Below are 15,904 nucleotides of genomic sequence, written 5' to 3'. Positions count from 1 at the left end.
TCGGGGACTCCACGGCCTACGGCTCGCAGACCGCCTACGTATTGCCCGTCCAGGGCACCTCGGGCACCTCGTACCTCTACATGGGAGACCGCTGGGGCAACTCCTTCGGCGGGACCGTCAACGACTCCCGGTACGTCTGGCTGCCGCTGGCCTTCCCCACCTCCACGTCGATGTCCATGTCCTGGTACCCCGAGATCACGGTCGACACGGCCGCCGGAACGATCAGCGGCACCAGCGCCACGTACAACACGCTCGTCGCCCGGCACAGCGGCAGGTGCGCCGACGTGACCAGCCAGTCCCTGTGGCAGGGCGCCCAGATCAAGCAGTACGACTGCAACGGCGGCACCAACCAGAGGTTCTGGTTCAGGTCCGTCGGCAGCGGCTACTACCAGTTGGTGGCCCGTCACAGCTCCCTGTGCTGGCAGGAGAACGCGAGCGACGTCACCCAGGAGGACTGCAACGCCTCCGCCACCAGCCAGCAGTGGTCCCTGACCACCACCGGCTCCTACGTGACCGTCAAGTCCCGCGAGACCGGCGAGTGCCTGGACGTGTCCGGCGCATCCACCGCCGACTCCGCCGCGATCATCACCTACACCTGCAACGGAGGCACCAACCAGCAGTGGACGCACGGAACATGACCACCCTCCCGGTGGCTCAGGCCAGCAGGTCGATCGCGTCGATCGCCGTACCCGCGCTGAGATAGCCCGTCGTCCCCGAGCCGCTCACCACGTTGATCTTCAGCACGTTGTACTGGCTGGTGTCCGTGAGCCAGGCACCGGCCGGAACGTTGTAGGTGAACGTGTGGTTGTTGCCCCGGTACGAGCCCACGGTCAGCGACCGCGTGCTCGGCTGGGTGGGCGGCGAGGGGATCGACGAGGTCCAGTTGTTGACGGTGACCTGCGGCCGTCCGTTCGCGTACGCCGTCGTCACGCCGATCCGCAGGGTGTGCGCGGCGGCGGCCTGCGCCGCGGTCAGCCTGAAGTAGACGGTCAGTCCGCTGTTGACGTCCTTCCACAAGTAGCAGGGGAAGGCCGAGGTCTCGCTGCCGCTGCCGATCACCACGTTGCCGGTCCAGGACGCGGCCCGCACGTCGGACGGGTGGGCGTACGTCATCAGGTCCGCGTTCTTGAACCCGCTCGGCGTGCCGTCCCAGGTGCCGATCCGCCAGATCGCGCTCGCGTTGCCCGGGTCGTTGGAGGACGGGACGGTGATCGTGTTCAGCGTGGTCGTCGAGCCCGCAGAGACCGTCACCGAGCCGGTGTACACGGCTAGTTCGCCCTTGTAGACGGTCAGCGCGTACGTCCCCGGCAGCACCCGCGGGATGGAGAAGTACCCGTCGGAGGACCGCGCGGAGCCCCAGTACTGCGCCGTGGAGTTGGCGAGCCCCACCGTGTACGCGTACGCCGCGTCCCGGCCCGCGATGCCGACGCCCGCGACCCGTCCCCGGCCGCTGTCGGGGACGTACCCGGAGATGCCGAGCGAGTCGGCCCACGGGGTGGTGAGGTTGTCGTGGTACAGCGACGACGACGGCGCCCCGCCGTCCGTGAACGCGATCACGTACGGGCCCTGGAGGCCGTAGCGCTCGGCCTCGGTCTGGTTCTCGCCGTAGTACAGGATCTCGTAGAGGCCGCCGCCGTCCGCGCTCTGGTGGCGCAGCAGGGAGCGGTAGAACGGGCCGCCGGAGGCCTTCTCGTGGTTGCTGCGCACCACCCACAGGCCGACGCTCCCGGTCGTCCAGCCGATGTAGTCGTAGTCGATGACGCGGCGCTTGGAGTAGTGCTTCGAGCGGGTCTGCCCGTCGGACTTCTCGAACACGTCCGAGGCCTCGATGGTGGTGGGCGCGTAGGTGTAGGAGTCGGGCTCGTCGTTGAGGAACTTGCCCGCCTTGACGCGCACGATGTACCGGGTCGCGGTGACGGACGAGTCCGCCTTGCAGGTCCAGAGGTAGATGTTGTTCTCGCCGCTGCGGGCCGCGTAGTAGTGCCGCAGCGTGCCGTACGCGACGGAGATCAGGATCGTCGAGCCGGACTGCCTGACGGTGACCGTGGAGGTGCCGAGGCCGGACTCGATGTGGGAGTTCTTGCCGCCGTAGCCCTGGTACTCGGTGCCCCGGTGGACCAGTGAGGTCAGGTCGCCGTTGGTCTTGCTGACCTTGAAGACGAGGCCGGCGCCGGTGTCGACGACGTAGTTCGAGCCGTCGTCGCTCCAGCCGAAGCTCGCGGCCGACGCGTGCGGTGCGAGCGGGCCGGCGAGGGCCGCGGCGCCGGCGGCGGCCGCGGAGCCCAGCACGAAGGTACGGCGACGGACCGGTCTGGGATCGGTTCCGGACATGGGGGATGCCTCCTTCGGAGGTGGGGGGCGGTGTGGTGCGGGTGTCTCGCAGGGTGACAGTTGAATCGATTTCGCGAAAGGGCTTTCACGGCAAGGGAGTCGGCCGTCTAGCGAATTCACGCCGACCTCTAGAAAGCGCTTGCCGAAACGGGTACGTTCCAGCCTCCAGGGTCCTGTCGTCCGTCGGAGGAGCGCAATGAGACGTTTCACCCTTGGGCTGCTGGTGGCGCTGACCGCCGCCTCCGCGTTCCAGGCCGCACCGGCTCAGGCCCACGGCCGTCCGCCCGGCGGCCTCGGCATCGACGACTGCTCGGCGAACGCCTGCCACTTCGACGTGCCGCCGGGCGACTACGACGTGAGTGTGGAACTCGGCGGTGCCGACGCCTCCAGCACCGCCATCACGGGTGAGACCCGGCGCTCCCTGCTTCCGGAGACGGCCGTCGACGCCGGACGGCGCGTCCACCGCAGCTTCACCGTGAACGTCCGCACGCCGGAGGGCGAACCGACCGGACCGGACGGCTCCCCGGGGCTCGACCTGACGATCGGCGGCCCGGCCCCGGCCCTCGCGGACATCCGCGTGACCCCGGCCGGTCATATCCGCCACATCTACCTCGTCGGCGACTCAACGGTGTGCGACCAGCCCGCCGAGCCGTACTCGGGCTGGGGCCAACAGCTGCCGCAGTACCTGCGCAAGGGCCTCGCCGTCGCCAACTACGCCGACTCCGGCGAGAGCACGGTCACCTACCTCGCCAACCCCCGACTGTGGGCGACCGTACAGCCGTTGATCCGCCCGCACGACCTGGTCCTCATCCAACTCGCCCACAACGACAAGCAGACCGACGAGACCACCTACAGGACGAACCTGGAGACCCTCGTCGCGGGCGTGCGCGACAAGGGGGGTGAGCCGGTGCTCGTGACACCGATCGTCCGCCGCTGGTTCAATGCTGACGGTACGCTCAACAACAACACCGCGCTGCTGGTGAACGGCCTCGGCGTGGACCACCCCGCGGTGATCCGCTCGGTGGCCGTCGCCGGGCACGTCCCGCTGATCGACCTGACGGCCAGGACCAAGGCGCTGGTGGAGTCTCTGGGCGTCGAGGGCTCGAAGTCGATCTACCTGTACAACGAGAAGCGGGACAACACGCACACGTCCGTCCACGGCGCGACTGTGTACGCGGGTCTGGTGCGCGACGAGTTGGTGGCGCAAGATCTGATACCGGAGGGTCTTTCACGTTAGGCCCCGCCCGAACGGGGAACTCGCCGACAGTCCCCGACCGAAAGCCCCTGGGGCGTCCCGACCGGAACCGGGGCGCCCCAGGTCTGTGCCCCGGGTCGCACCTGACGGGCGGCCGGGATCCGGCGCACCGGAGTCCAGGAGGCCGGACGGCGGCCGATCTCCACCCGGAAGATGAGGAGCGGGACGGCCCGCACGGCCGCCCCGCGTCGATCGTTGCCGGCCCAGGACTCCCGACGGCCGTCAGGCCACCGGCAGCACGTCCTCCCGCCCGGGTGCGGGCACCAGCGGCGCCGGCGCCGTCGCGGTGGCGGCGATCACCTTGCGGTACACCGCCTCGTACCCGGCGGTCATGGTCTCCGGCTGGGAGTGCTCGATGACACCTGATCTTCCTCGAAGTAGGCGCGTTCGGCGGGCTCGCTGCACTTCGCGGCCAGCTTGATCTCGCGGCCGGGCGCGAGGGCGGCGTCGATGGCCAGGTGCATGCCCTTGTCGGGGGTGCAGCGGCCCAGGTAGTCGCCGGGTTCACCGTCCAGCGGGCCGGGCGCGGTCGGTGAAGCCGTAGCGCATGAGCCCGGCGGCGACGATGCCGCTGTCGTGCGGCCACACCGAGCCGTTGTGGTAGCTCATCGCGTTGTACGCGGCAAGGAGGTGGCCAGGGTGCGCACGCCCCAGCCGCTGAACATCTCGGGGGACAGCAGTCGTTCGGCGACCGCAGGGGCCCTGCCGGCGTCGACGATGCCCGTCCACAAGCAGTGCCCCATGTTGGAGGCCAGCGCGTCCACGGGCTGCTTCTCCCCGTCCAGGGCCTCGGCGTACCAGCCGTGCTCGGGCAGCCAGTACCTTTCGTGAAGCGCTCCTTGAGCTGCCGCGCCCGTTTGCGCCAGTGCCCCGCCGTGTCCGGGTCCTCGAACCGCTCGGCGAGCACGCCCGGGCGAGATGGGCGCCGTAGACGTGACCCTGCACCTCGGCGAGCGCGATGGGGGGCTCCGCGATCCTGCCGTCGGCGCTGTTCACGCCGTCCCAGGAGTCCTTCCAGCCCTGGTTGGCCAGGCCACGGTCGGTCGCCCGCCGGTACTCGACGAACCCGTCGCCGTCCCGGTCGCCGTACTTCTCGATCCAGGTCAACGCCCGGTCGGCATGCGGCAGCAGCGCGCGTACGGCGTCCGGTTCGACATCCCAGCGGCACAGCTCCCCGAGCAGCATCACGAACAGGGGAGTGGCGTCGACGGTGCCGTAGTAGACCGAAGTCCGCGCGCGCTTCCGCGGTGAGCCCGGCTCAGGTCCCCAGCGGCAGCACCCTGGGGCTACTTCCCGTAATGGTTTGACGAAGTCCTGTCGGATGCCTTGACACCCCCGGCCGACTGCGGCGAGGCTCTCGCCCGAAAGGTGATCGTCCGAGCGTGACCGCACGTCAGCCCCCATGGCTTCGGTTCCGTGCCTGCCGTGCCGCCCCAGGGCACCGCAGGTTCTTCCTCCCCCGTCCGTGGTGTCGCGCGTCCGCACGCCGTCTCGCACCCCACCCGCACAGGAAGGTCCCCGCACATGCTCCGCTCCGCCCGCAGGGCCGCACAGCGCACCACCAGGATCACCCGCACCGTCATCGCGGCGGCGGTCGCCCTGAGCAGCGGCGCCCTCATCGGCCTGGCCACCGTCCCGGCATCGGGCGCCGACAGACCGGCAGCCTCCCTCAACCCCAGCCAGTTCAACGGCGTGAACTGGGCCGACCCCCGCGACAACTACGCCGACGACCCCGTGGTCCTGTCCGGTCTGAGCCTGTCCGACGACTACGCCACCACCTACGCCAAGGCCAGCGGCGTCATCAAGGGATTCCGCAAGAACCTCCAGGCCAACACGGTGCGGCTGCCGATCAACCCCTACACCGTGAACGGCTCGTACTGGAATTCCTACCGCGCCGTCATCGACGCGGCCACCGCCCACGGGTTCAAGGTCATCCTCAGTTACTGGGAGGGCACCGGGGCGCAGAAGGACGGCTTCGTCGACAACCTGCCCGACTTCTGGCGCATGTGGGGGACCGTCACCGGCGCCTACCAGCGCAACCCGCTGGTCTACTTCGAGCCCATGAACGAGCCGCACGGCTACACCGCGGGGGCGTGGGCCGACCTGGTGGCACAGTGGATCAGCACCTACCCGACCGTCCCCAGGAACAGGATCTTCGTCAGCGGCAGCGGTTACAACGACAGCGTCGTCAGCGTCTGCGCGGACCACCGTCTCGACGGCACGTACCTGTCCTTGCACCACTACGGCTTCTGGAAGCAGAGCGCCACCTACTCGGAGTGGGTCAGCGACCTCAAGGCGCGCCTCGGCAACTGCGCCTGGCGCACCGTCGCCGACGAGTTCGGCGCCCCCATGACGACCGGCCTGGACTACAACCGGCCCGCCTCGGCCAGCACCGACCCGAACTCGGTCGCCTTCATCCAGGCCGACACGGACGTCTTCCGGGAGCTCCACATGGGCTCGGTCTACTGGCCGGGCCTGCGCACCGGCGACACCTACAGCATCCAGACCCTCACGGGCAGCGGCACCCACCTGGGCCTGGCCACCACCAACGCCTCCGGCGCGGACCGCCTGGCCTGGGCCTGGGGCAAGGGGCACCCCGCGACGGAACAGTAACCGGACCCGGTGGCCCCGGGGGAGGGCGGCGCGTGCGCGAGGCGCTCCGCGAACTCCTCCGGGGCCGCCGCCCGCCGGCGTTTCCCCACGTTCCCCCCACGGTCCCGAGTGCCGCGGTCAGCCGGGAGACGACGGCAAGGTCCGGGACACCGAGGTCGACGGGCGGCGACGGCTATCGCATGCCGGGCTCCGGGCTGTCCCGGCGAAGCACCGGGGCAGGCGGTCCCGGGCGGAGCAGCGTGTCGGCGAGGCGCTCCGCGAACTCCTCCGGGTGCTCCGCGGCGCCGACATGACCGCCGGGGAACTCGGTGAACGCGGCGCCCGTCAGCTCGGCCGCGGACCTGGCCGTCCGGTGGAGGAGCCCGCCGCGGGAGTCGACTCCCGCGGCGAGCGTGAGACGTGCGGAGGCGGCCTTCAGGGCGGTCGTGTCCGGTGCGTACGCCGTGAACGAGAGCAGGACACGGGTGAGGAAGATGCCCATGGGGCTGGTCACGTCGTCGCCCGGCTCGGGTGGTTCGGCCTCCGCGAGCTCCGCAGGTCCGGGCCTGCCCTCCAGCCCGGCCGCCAGCCTGACCCCGGCCGCCTTCAGCCCGGCCGCGCGGTAGGTGTCGGCCACTTGCGCGAACATCGCCCGCTGCCGGGCCGCGTCCGGCAGCACCTCGACGACCGGCGGCTCGTGCGCGAGCACGTGCCGCAGACGGTCCGGACGACGGGCGAGCAGGTCGAGCGCCGCGATACCGCCGGAGCTGAAGCCGACGAGGTAGGCGGACTGCCCCTCGGGGACCACCGCTTCGAGCACCCGGTGCGCTCCGTCGCTCCACACCTCGACCCGCTGCTGCTCGACGGGCAGACCGAGGCGGCCGTGCGCGAGACCGAGCGGGTCGTACGTGACGACGGTGAAGCGGTCGGCGAGGCGGTCCGCCATCCGGTCGAGCCCCATGGGGTGCCCGGCGCCACCGGGGACGACGAGCAGCACGGGGCCGCTGCCGCGCACATCGTGATGGAGGTCAGTCATGGTCCTTCGTCTCCTCACGGGGCCAGTTCTCCAATGCCACATGCAGGGCGTCCAGGGCCCTGTCCCAGGACGCCTCCACGTCGCGGGGCGCACCGAAGCCGCCGGTGGCCTCCAAGGCGCAGTAACCGTGGAAGGTGCTGCGCAGCAGGCGCACGGCGTCGGTGAGGTCGGGCTCGTCCAGACCGTAGGCGCGGAGCATGCCGTAGGTGATCTCGGCGGTGCGGCGCATGGCGGGGGAGTCCGTGACGAGGGACTGGTCGATGCGGATCTGGGTGGCCGCGTACCGTCCCGGGTGCCGGTGGGCGTACTCCCGGTAGGCCCCCGCGAAGGCGGTCAGCGCCTCCTTCCCGGCGCGCCCGGCGACGGCGGCGGCGATGCGGTCGATCATCTCCCCGCCGGCGAGCAGGGCCACGCGCGTGCGCAGCTCCTGCAGATTCCTGACGTGCGAGTACAGGCTGGCGTCCTTCACGCCGAAGTGGCGGGCCAGCGCGGAGACGGTGACGTTCCCGAAGCCGGCCTCGTCCGCGAGGTCGGCTGCCGCCGCGACGATTCGCTCGACCGTGAGCCCGGCACGGGGCATGGACTGCTCCTTACCTAGGGGTCCTAGGCAATATCCTAGCCCAGGTAGGGGGTTGCCGTGCAGAGACGGCGCGAGCGTGGCGAGACGGCTCCGGGCCGCCGCCGGGTCGGCGTACGGTGGTACGTCTTGATCGTTCGTCGCGCTCGAATGTGGGCGCGCAGGGGGAGCTGCCGGTGCGGGAGGCAACAGGTGCGGGATCGCCGCGACGGAACCGGGACTTCGGGATCTTCTGGGCCGCGCAGACCCTCTCGGTCCTCGGTGACTCCTTCGCCCTGATCGCGCTGCCGCTGCTGGTGCTGGAGGCGACCGGGTCCGTCGCTCGGATGGGGCTGTTGACGGCGGTCGGAGGTGCGGCGTCGGTGCTGTCCGGGGTGTTCGCCGGTGTGGTGGTGGACCGGCTGGACCGCAGGAAGCTGCTGATCGCCTGCGACCTGGTGCGGATGGTGCTGTACGGGCTGGTTCCCCTGGTGTGGCTCGCCGGGCCGCGGGTCTGGCTGCTGTACGCGGTGCTGCCGCTGTGCGAGGCCGTCGGAATGGTGTTCTCGGTCGCGTACGTCACCGTGGTGCGGGGCCTGGTCGACGGCGAGCGGATCACCGCCGCGAACGGCCGGCTGAACGCGACGGCCGCCGCGGCGGGGGTGGTGGGCCCGCTCGGCGCGGGCGTCGTGGCCGCGTGGACGGGGCCGGCCGGAGCCGTCGCGGTGGACGCGGCGAGCTTCGGCGTGTCGGCGGTCTGCCTGACCCTCGTACGGCTCCGGCAGTCCGCGCCGCCCGACCCGGCACCGACCCGGCGGGGACTGTGGAAGGACCTGCTGGCAGGGGCGTCCTTCCTGCGGCGCCACCCGGTGCTGCGCGCGCTGACCGTGCTGCTGACCCTGTTCAGCTTTCTGGAGCTGGGCCTCAACGACGTACTCATCTACCACCTCAAGCACGACCTCGGGCAGAGTGACGGCACCGTCGGCACCGTCCTCGCGGTCGGCGCTCTCGGAACCATCGCCGGAGCCCTGCTGGTGGCACGGGTACGGCGGGTGCTCGGTTTCGGGCCCACCTGGATCGGGGCCGTGACCGTCTGCGGCTGCGCGCTCGCCGGCATCGGCTGGGCCCGTCATGTACCGGCCGTCGCCTTCCTGATGGCGGCGTTCCTCGGATGCGTCAGCATCGCCGGGACCTGCTCGATGTCCCTGCGTCAGCAGGTGACCCCCGAGCACCTGCTCGGCCGGGTCACCTCCGCGTTCTGGACGATCCACTACGCGGCTGCCCCGATCGGCGCGGCCGTGCTCACCTGGGGGGCCCAGCACCACGGCACGGCGGCGGTGGGGGTGGTGGCCGGGTCCTGCTGCGTGGGCATCGCGGCCCTGGCCCTGCTCACACCCGTACGGACCCGTCACCCGGAGACGGCCGCCGAGGCCGCCTGAGCGGCTCCGGCGTCGTCAGGGCCCGTGTCACCCACGGGCTCTCACCCGTTCACTCCGGTGTAGTGCCCCAGGCTCCAGCGCCACAGCAGCCGCGACCCGAGGTACGCCAGCAGCCCGAGCAGCGGTGAGGCCGCCGCCAGCCAGTACGGGGCGCCCGTGTCGTGGCCGTGGCCGGTCAGCACCGCCGCCGGGAAGTACGCGACGAACGCGAGCGGCAGGCCGAAGGTCAAAAAGCCCCCCACCGCCTTCGGCAGGACGTTCAGCGGATAGCTGCCGAACGTGCCGAGCAGTTCCTCCAGCCAGCGACCCCAGTAGTCGGCGGCCGGGAACCGCAGTGACGCACAGGCCACCGCGGTGAACAGGGCCGCCTCCAGGAGCATGCCGCCGACGAGCGAGAGGATCAGGTAGGTGATCCGGCCCGCCGTCCAGTCCAGGTGACTGCGGCCGAGCGCGCCCGCCATCAGGCCCGCCGCCACCGTCAGGTCGCCGATGGCGTTGGTGGGGAAGAACTGCAGCTGGACCTGGCGGTACACGGGCATGGGGCGCAGCAGGTACGCGTCGATCCTGCCCTCCTGGATGTGCCGGCCCAGTCCGTGCACCCGGCCCAGGAGCAGCACGAACAGGCCGTGCGCCAGCATCCGAGTCGCCGGGATGAGGAGCACGTCCGAACTGTCCCAGCCGCCCATCCCGGTGAACCGGGTCAGCAGCACCGTCGCGAACACGATCACCGACACCTGCCAGATGGCACCGATGGCGATCATCATCAGGAACTCGGTGCGGTACTCCAGCTGGGCACGGAAGTTGAGACGGGTGATCCGCCATGCGATGCGCAACGCCTTCACCGACACGGTCAGCCTCCCTGGGAGATGACACGCCGGGCGGCCCGCCGCCACAGCAGCCGGGTGAACAGGGACAGGGCCACCACCCACCCCGCCTGGACGGCGAGTTGCGCCCCCGCGTCGGACAGCGGGATGCGGCCCACGTACAGGGACAGCGGCACGCTCAGCGTCGCCTGGAACGGAAGGAAACCGCTCATCGTGACGAACCAGTGCGGGAAGAACCACAGCGGCGCGTACACCCCGGACAGCAGGTTCTGCGCGAAGAGGAGGATCAGCATCGCCGCGGTGTTGCGCAGCGTCCAGAAGCACAGCTGGTCGATGAGGAGCGTGACGTAGTGCAGGACCCACTGGCCGAGCAGCAGGCTCAGCGCGAACACCCCGGCCACGGACGCCGACTCAGGGGGTTCCACCACTCCGGCCGCGAGGCACACCGCGTACCCGGCCAGTGCCCACACCAGACCGTACAGCTGCTCGCCCAGCGCCCGCAGAGCGTAGTAGCGCTGGGGCGGCAGCGGGCGCAGGTACCAGTAGACGATCGTGCCGAAGTGCATGTGCTGGAGCACCGAGTCCCGGCCCGCGTACTGGTCCAGCTCCCGCAGCCGGGAGGCGAGGACCGCGAGCACCGCGTAGGTGACCGCCTGGTCGCGGTCCAGTCCGGCGGTCGTGCCGGTCGCCTGGTACAGGCCGCGCCACAGCGACGCCACGAGCACGACCTGCACGGTCAGCCGCAGCAGGGCGGCCGTGATGCGGGGCGGGGTGAGCAGCTCGCCCAGCGGAGTGACCCGCGCGGCGCGCCAGGCGTGCAGGACGGCCATCAGACCCCCTCCGCCTGGAACTGAGCCGGGGACGCCGCCTGGACGTAGGCCGCGCGCATCACGTCCTCCAGGTCCGCCTCGTCGATCCCGAGGTCCGTGACCTCGTACCGCTCGATGATCTGCTTCAGCGCCTGGTGGACCGTCGGCGCGCCCGCCCCGTCCGGGCCGAACACCACCTGAGGTCCCTCCCGCCGCAGCAGAGCGATCCCCGGCAGCGGCTCGACCGCGGCGTGCGGATCGGCGAGGGTCGTCCGCACCTGCCAGGTCGAGCCGAACCTCCGGCGGATCTCGGTCAGGGTGCCGTCCAGCACCAGACGCCCGTGGTTGACCAGTACCACCCGCTCGGCCAGCCGCTCGACCTCCGTCATGTCGTGCGTGGTCAGCAGCACGGTCCGGCCGCGCTCCTCCACCTGGTGCCGCAGGAACTCCCGCACCTGCTCCTTGACCACCACGTCCATGCCGATCGTCGGCTCGTCGAGGAACACCACCGGCGGGTCGTGCAGCAGCGCCGCCGCCAGGTCGCAGCGCACCCGCTGGCCGAGCGAGAGATGCCGGACCCGTGTGTCCCAGAAGGAGGAGAGATCGAGCAGTTCGTCGAACTCCTTCAGTCGGGCCGCGTGGTCGGCCTTCGGCACCTCGTAGATGTCGCGCAGGATCGCGAACGACTCGCGCACCGGCAGGTCCCACCACAGCTGGGTGCGCTGCCCGAACACCGCGCCGATGTTGCGCGCGTTGCGCTCGCGCTCCTCGTACGGCACCACGCCCGCGACCCGGGCCTCGCCGGACGTGGGGGTGAGGATGCCGGTCAGCATCTTGATGGTGGTGGACTTGCCTGCGCCGTTCGGGCCGAGCAGGGCGAGCAGTTCGCCCGGCGCCACGTCGAAGGTGATGTCCGTGACGGCGTGTTTGGTCACCTTTTCCGGGTTGACCAGGGAACGCAGGGCGCCCGTGAAACCGGGGCGGCGGACGGTGGTGAGGAAGGTGCGGGTAAGTCCGCGGACCTCGATGCTCCCGCTCACTCGACGAACCTCCGGGTCAGTTGGATCAGCCATATGGTCGCCGCGAGCGAGGCGGCCGACAACGCTGTCAGCAGCCAGGGAACGGCATGGATGCCAGAGGCTTCGATGCCCAGTCCCAGCAGTGGCGGCGCTGCCACTCCGCCGACCATCGACGCGGCGATGACCCAGGCGCCCGCTCGGTTCGCCTGGGGGAGAGCCCGGTTCAGCCAGGGCAGGCCGGTGGGGAAGACGGGCGCAATGAACAAGCCAACACCCGCATACGCCACGGGCGCCACACCTTTTACGAGCGACAGCAGCAGGCAGGCCGTCACCCCGGCCGCGCACACGGTGAGGATGCGCTCGGGGGCGTACCTCAGCGTGAGCGGGACGACGAGGAAGCGGCCCGCCGTCATCATCAGCCAGTACACGGAGGTCGCGGAGGCGGCCACCGTCGCGCTGTAGCCGACGGTCTCCAGATGGGTGGGCTCCCAGCCGCCGACGCCCGCCTCTACGGCCACGTTGAGGACGTAGAGGGCGAGGAAGCCGACCAGGACGCGGGACAGGCCCAGCGACGTCGAGGCCTTCGGCGCGACGCGGGCCGGTTCGGTCCGTACGCCCCTCGTGCACAGGGCAAGTACGGCCGCCAGTACGGCGCACCCTCCGTACGCGTACGCGTACCGCCCGGGTCCCGTCCAGGCCACGGCCGCCGGGCCGAGCACCGCGCCGATGCCGAAGTGCGCGTTGAGCACGTTGAGCATGGCCGTGGACTTCTCGCCGAAGCCGACCGCGAACAGCTGGTTGAGGCCGTAGTCGATGCCGCCGAAGCCGAGACCGCCGAGGAAGGCGGCGGCCAGGGCGAGCGGCCAGTCGGGGGCGAGCGCGAAACCGGCGCCGCCCGCCGCCATCAGTCCGTAACTCGCCGACAGCAGCGTCCGGTTGCTGATCCGGGAGTGGATGGCGTTGAAGGCGAGGACGCCCGCGACCCCGCCCGTGAAGTGCAGGCTCAGGCCGAGGCCGGCGCCCGACGGCGACAGGCCGTACTCGTCGCGCAGGCCGGGGACCGCAGGGCCGTAGAGCGCCTGGAGCATGCCGATGAGGACGAAACCGACGCAGGACGCGGCCGCGGCCGGACGACTGAACAGCCGTCCGGCCGCGGGGCTCCTCAGGACCGTGTCCGTCAACTGATCTCCGAGAAGACGAAGGAGAACTCCGCGGGCTCGGCCCGCAGGAAGTACTGCGGCAGCGGGCCCGGACCGCACGACTGGGAGCCGATGCCGTGCTGGCCGTGGTCGAGGTTGACCCACACCGTGTCTCCGGGCCTGAGGTCGGTGCGGTGCCGCGCGGCGTCCAGCTGCTCCGTCGTCCAGCGCCGGGCGCTGAAGAAGAACTCCGGGTCGCCCTGGATGCGCAGCCCGCCGATCTCCGCCCAGCGGACGTCGGCGCGGGCGCCGTTCTCCTGCGGGCGCACGTACGGCGTCTGCAGCCCGTCGACCGTGGACTCCCAACGGCCCAGCCGAGAGGCGGACCTGGTGTCCGGGTACGCCTCGCCGGGGCCGCCTCCGAACCAGGTGACCCGGTCTGCCGCGCCGGACAGCCCGAACCGGATGCCGAGCCGGGGCAGCGGCACCGTCCAGTCGCCCTCGGGTGTGACGGACACGGCCAGCCGCAGCCTCTCCCCGTCCGACGACCAGCGGTACACGGTCGCGAGGCCCACCTCCCAGGCGGCGGGCGCCACCCGGGTCCGCACGGTCAGTGCCCCGTCTGCGAGCTCCACCCCGTCCAGACGGTGCCGCATGCGGTGCAGGCCCAGCTTGCGCCACATGAAGCCGAAGCGGAGGTCCGTCTGCCACTCGGCGCCGTCGTCGTTGTCGGTGGTGGCCCGCCAGACGTCCAGGCGCAGGCCGGTCACGTCCACGCCGCCGACGGCCCTCAGCGCGCCTGTGCGGGCGTCGAAGGTGCCCGGGCCGAGCGTGATCCGGCCGTCGGTGAGCGCGGGAGCCGTGCCCGCGACGGCCGGGACCGGCACACGGCCGGTGACCGGGAACTGTCCCCACGCCACCTGGTGGCCCTTCGCGCCCCAGGCGGTGTCCGACGCCAGCACCGCCCGCACCGTCCACTGCGTCTCACCACGGCGCACCTCGGGCGGCTCGGGCAGCTTGACCTCCGCCGACTCTCCGGCCGCGAGCACCGGCACCGACAGCGAGCCCGACTCCACGGTCTCGCCGTCGACCTGGAAGGACCATTCGAAGGCGAGCGCGGAGAGGTCCGCGAAGTCGTGGGCGTTGCGGATCCGCACGGTACCGCCGTCGCCGTCGATGCGGACCGGCTCGATCACCTTCTTGTACTCGACGAGGCCCGGCGACGGCTCGCGGTCCGGGAACAGCAGACCGTCGCAGACGAAGTTCCCGTCGTGCAGCTCCTCGCCGAAGTCGCCGCCATAGGCGTAGCCCAGCTCCGGGTGCTTGATGCCGTGGTCGATCCACTCCCAGATGAAGCCGCCCTGGAGCCGGTCGTAGGACTCGAACAGCCGCTGGTAGTCGGCGATGCCGCCGGGGCCGTTGCCCATGGCGTGCCCGTACTCGCAGAGGATGAAGGGCAGCTCGCGGCGCTTGTGGGTGCCCCCGTCCAGTCCGCGGCCGATCTGCTCCACCTCGGCGTGGCTCGCGTACATCCGCGAGTACACATCCGTGTCACGGCAGTCGATGTCGCCCTCGTAGTGCACCAGCCGTGAGGAGTCACGCCCGTGGATCCACTCCGCCATCGCCGTCAGTCCGCGCCCGGTGCCGGCCTCGTTGCCGAGGGACCAGATGACGACCGACGGGTGGTTCTTGTCGCGCTCGACCATACGGGCGGCACGGTCGAGCAGCGCCGGGGTCCAGCGGTCGTCGTCGACGGGGTTGTCGCGCCATGCCTGCTCGACGAAGCCGTGGGTCTCCAGGTCGCACTCGTCGATCACCCACAGCCCGTACTCGTCGCACAGGTCGAGGAAGGCCGGGTGCGGTGGGTAGTGGGAGGTGCGGACGGCGTTGATGTTGTGCCGCTTCATCAGCAGCACGTCCTCGCGCATGGTCTCCAGGTCGAGGGCGCGGCCCTTCTCCGGATGCCACTCGTGCCGGTTGACTCCCTTGAAGAGGACCGGCCTGCCGTTGACCTTGATCAGGCCGTCCTCGAGGACGACGGTCCGGAAACCGATCCTGAGCGGTACCCGCTCGCCGTCCGTGGCCAGGACGCCGTCGTACAACGTCGGCGTCTCCGCGGTCCACGGCTCGACGGGCACGGTCACGGACTCGCCGGTGGCGACATCGATGTCCAGGGCGGGCACGGTGACCCGGCCGTCGACGTCCGAGTCGACCTTCAGCGTGCCCTCGCCGGTCGTGTGGTCGTAGGAGGCGTGCACGAAGAAGTCCAGGACACCGCCCGCCGGACGGTGCAGCAGGGTGACGTCCCGGAAGATGCCCGGCAGCCACCACTGGTCCTGGTCCTCCAGGTACGAGCCCGCCGACCACTGGTGGACCCGGACCGCGAGCACGTTGCCGGCAGGCTTGAGCAGATGCCCGACGGCGAACTCGTGCGGCAGCCGGGAGCCCTTGAACTCGCCGATGTCCGTGCCGTTCAGCCACACCCGGGCACAGGACTCGACACCGTCGAAGCGCAGCACCGTCCCGCCGTCCGACGGCCAGTCGGACGGCAGGTCGAAGACGCGCAGATGGTCACCGGTCGGGTTCTCGGTCGGCACGCGCGGCGGGTCGACCGGGAAGGGGTAGAGGTGGTTGGTGTAGATGGGTGAGCCGTGCCCCTGGAGAACCCAGTGGCCGGGGACCGGGACCTCCGCCCAGTTCCCCGCGTCGTATCCGGGCTCGGCGAACGCGTCGTCCTCGGCGTCCGCCGTCGCCGACAGGCGGAAGCGCCAGCTGCCGTTCAGCGAGAGGGACGCCGCGTCCGAGGACGCGTACCAGGCGCGGGGCGGCAGGGCACCGCTGCCCGGGGAGACGTCCTCGACGTAGTCGATGGAGGAATGGGTGCGGAAAGTCATCGGTCTCCTA

Annotated in this window: 14 protein-coding genes; 4 read left to right on the top strand and 10 right to left on the bottom strand. The window is 71.0% G+C overall.

Annotated features, from left to right (window positions below; translation table 11 throughout):
* The coding region (locus C3488_RS30080; RefSeq protein WP_181139254.1) for an RICIN domain-containing protein at positions 1–638 on the top strand (638 nt) is incomplete at its 5' end.
* 16 nt (positions 639–654) lie between these two features.
* Here the strand turns inward: C3488_RS30080 and C3488_RS30075 are convergent.
* Positions 655–2,331: a rhamnogalacturonan lyase B N-terminal domain-containing protein gene (locus C3488_RS30075; protein ID WP_103844041.1), complete on the bottom strand. Its 1,677-nt coding sequence runs from the start codon at positions 2,329–2,331 to the stop codon at positions 655–657.
* Between the two features lie 196 nt (positions 2,332–2,527).
* On the opposite strand from C3488_RS30075, the gene C3488_RS30070 reads away from it, so the two are divergent.
* A complete protein-coding gene (locus tag C3488_RS30070) occupies positions 2,528–3,568 on the top strand; it encodes a rhamnogalacturonan acetylesterase (protein ID WP_103844040.1) in 1,041 nt (346 codons plus the stop codon).
* A 347-nt stretch (positions 3,569–3,915) separates the two neighbouring features.
* On the opposite strand, the gene C3488_RS41975 is transcribed toward C3488_RS30070, so the two are convergent.
* Together C3488_RS41975 and C3488_RS40820 are read right to left on the bottom strand one after the other, a co-directional pair.
* Entirely contained in the window at positions 3,916–4,050 is a 135-nt protein-coding gene (locus C3488_RS41975) for a hypothetical protein (RefSeq protein ID WP_258053762.1), read from the bottom strand.
* Positions 4,051–4,191: 141 nt separating this feature from the next.
* Positions 4,192–4,350: a hypothetical protein gene (locus C3488_RS40820; RefSeq protein ID WP_181139253.1), complete on the bottom strand. Its 159-nt coding sequence runs from the start codon at positions 4,348–4,350 to the stop codon at positions 4,192–4,194.
* Positions 4,351–5,110: 760 nt separating this feature from the next.
* Here C3488_RS40820 and C3488_RS30060 point away from each other — a divergent pair.
* The gene (locus tag C3488_RS30060; RefSeq protein ID WP_103844039.1) at positions 5,111–6,199 is read left to right on the top strand and encodes a glycoside hydrolase family 5 protein; all 1,089 of its coding nucleotides are present in this window, start codon (positions 5,111–5,113) and stop codon (positions 6,197–6,199) included.
* 172 nt (positions 6,200–6,371) lie between these two features.
* Here C3488_RS30060 and C3488_RS30055 read toward each other — a convergent pair whose 3' ends face one another.
* The gene (locus C3488_RS30055; RefSeq protein ID WP_103844038.1) at positions 6,372–7,214 is read right to left on the bottom strand and encodes an alpha/beta fold hydrolase; all 843 of its coding nucleotides are present in this window, start codon (positions 7,212–7,214) and stop codon (positions 6,372–6,374) included.
* A complete protein-coding gene (locus C3488_RS30050; RefSeq protein ID WP_103844037.1) occupies positions 7,207–7,794 on the bottom strand; it encodes a TetR/AcrR family transcriptional regulator in 588 nt (195 codons plus the stop codon). Before C3488_RS30050 ends, C3488_RS30055 begins: the two co-directional genes overlap by 8 nt.
* A 173-nt stretch (positions 7,795–7,967) precedes the next feature.
* On the opposite strand from C3488_RS30050, the gene C3488_RS30045 reads away from it, so the two are divergent.
* A complete protein-coding gene (locus tag C3488_RS30045) occupies positions 7,968–9,209 on the top strand; it encodes an MFS transporter (RefSeq protein ID WP_258053761.1) in 1,242 nt (413 codons plus the stop codon).
* A 41-nt stretch (positions 9,210–9,250) separates the two neighbouring features.
* Here the strand turns inward: C3488_RS30045 and C3488_RS30040 are convergent, their stop codons facing one another.
* Genes C3488_RS30040 through C3488_RS30020 form a run of 5 tightly spaced genes read right to left on the bottom strand, consistent with a single transcriptional unit; the run spans position 9,251 to position 15,894 of the window.
* Positions 9,251–10,051, bottom strand: a complete 801-nt coding sequence (locus tag C3488_RS30040; protein WP_103844044.1) for an ABC transporter permease — start codon at positions 10,049–10,051, stop codon at positions 9,251–9,253.
* Positions 10,052–10,059: 8 nt separating this feature from the next.
* Complete coding sequence (locus C3488_RS30035) at positions 10,060–10,863, bottom strand: ABC-2 family transporter protein (RefSeq protein ID WP_103844035.1); 804 nt, start codon at positions 10,861–10,863, stop codon at positions 10,060–10,062.
* Entirely contained in the window at positions 10,863–11,882 is a 1,020-nt protein-coding gene (locus C3488_RS30030; protein ID WP_103844034.1) for an ATP-binding cassette domain-containing protein, read from the bottom strand. The genes C3488_RS30035 and C3488_RS30030 overlap by 1 nt, the downstream gene beginning before the upstream one ends.
* Positions 11,879–13,042, bottom strand: a complete 1,164-nt coding sequence (locus C3488_RS30025) for a sugar MFS transporter (RefSeq protein ID WP_258053760.1) — start codon at positions 13,040–13,042, stop codon at positions 11,879–11,881. The genes C3488_RS30030 and C3488_RS30025 overlap by 4 nt, the downstream gene beginning before the upstream one ends.
* Entirely contained in the window at positions 13,039–15,894 is a 2,856-nt protein-coding gene (locus C3488_RS30020) for a glycoside hydrolase family 2 TIM barrel-domain containing protein (protein ID WP_103844033.1), read from the bottom strand. The genes C3488_RS30025 and C3488_RS30020 overlap by 4 nt, the downstream gene beginning before the upstream one ends.
* Positions 15,895–15,904: the final 10 nt, after the last annotated feature.

The sequence above is a fragment of the Streptomyces sp. Ru72 genome, from assembly GCF_002920635.1.
GTDB lineage: Bacteria > Actinomycetota > Actinomycetes > Streptomycetales > Streptomycetaceae > Streptomyces.
Note: the sequence above shows the minus strand (reverse complement) of the source record. Positions and strands in the feature narration are given on the sequence as shown.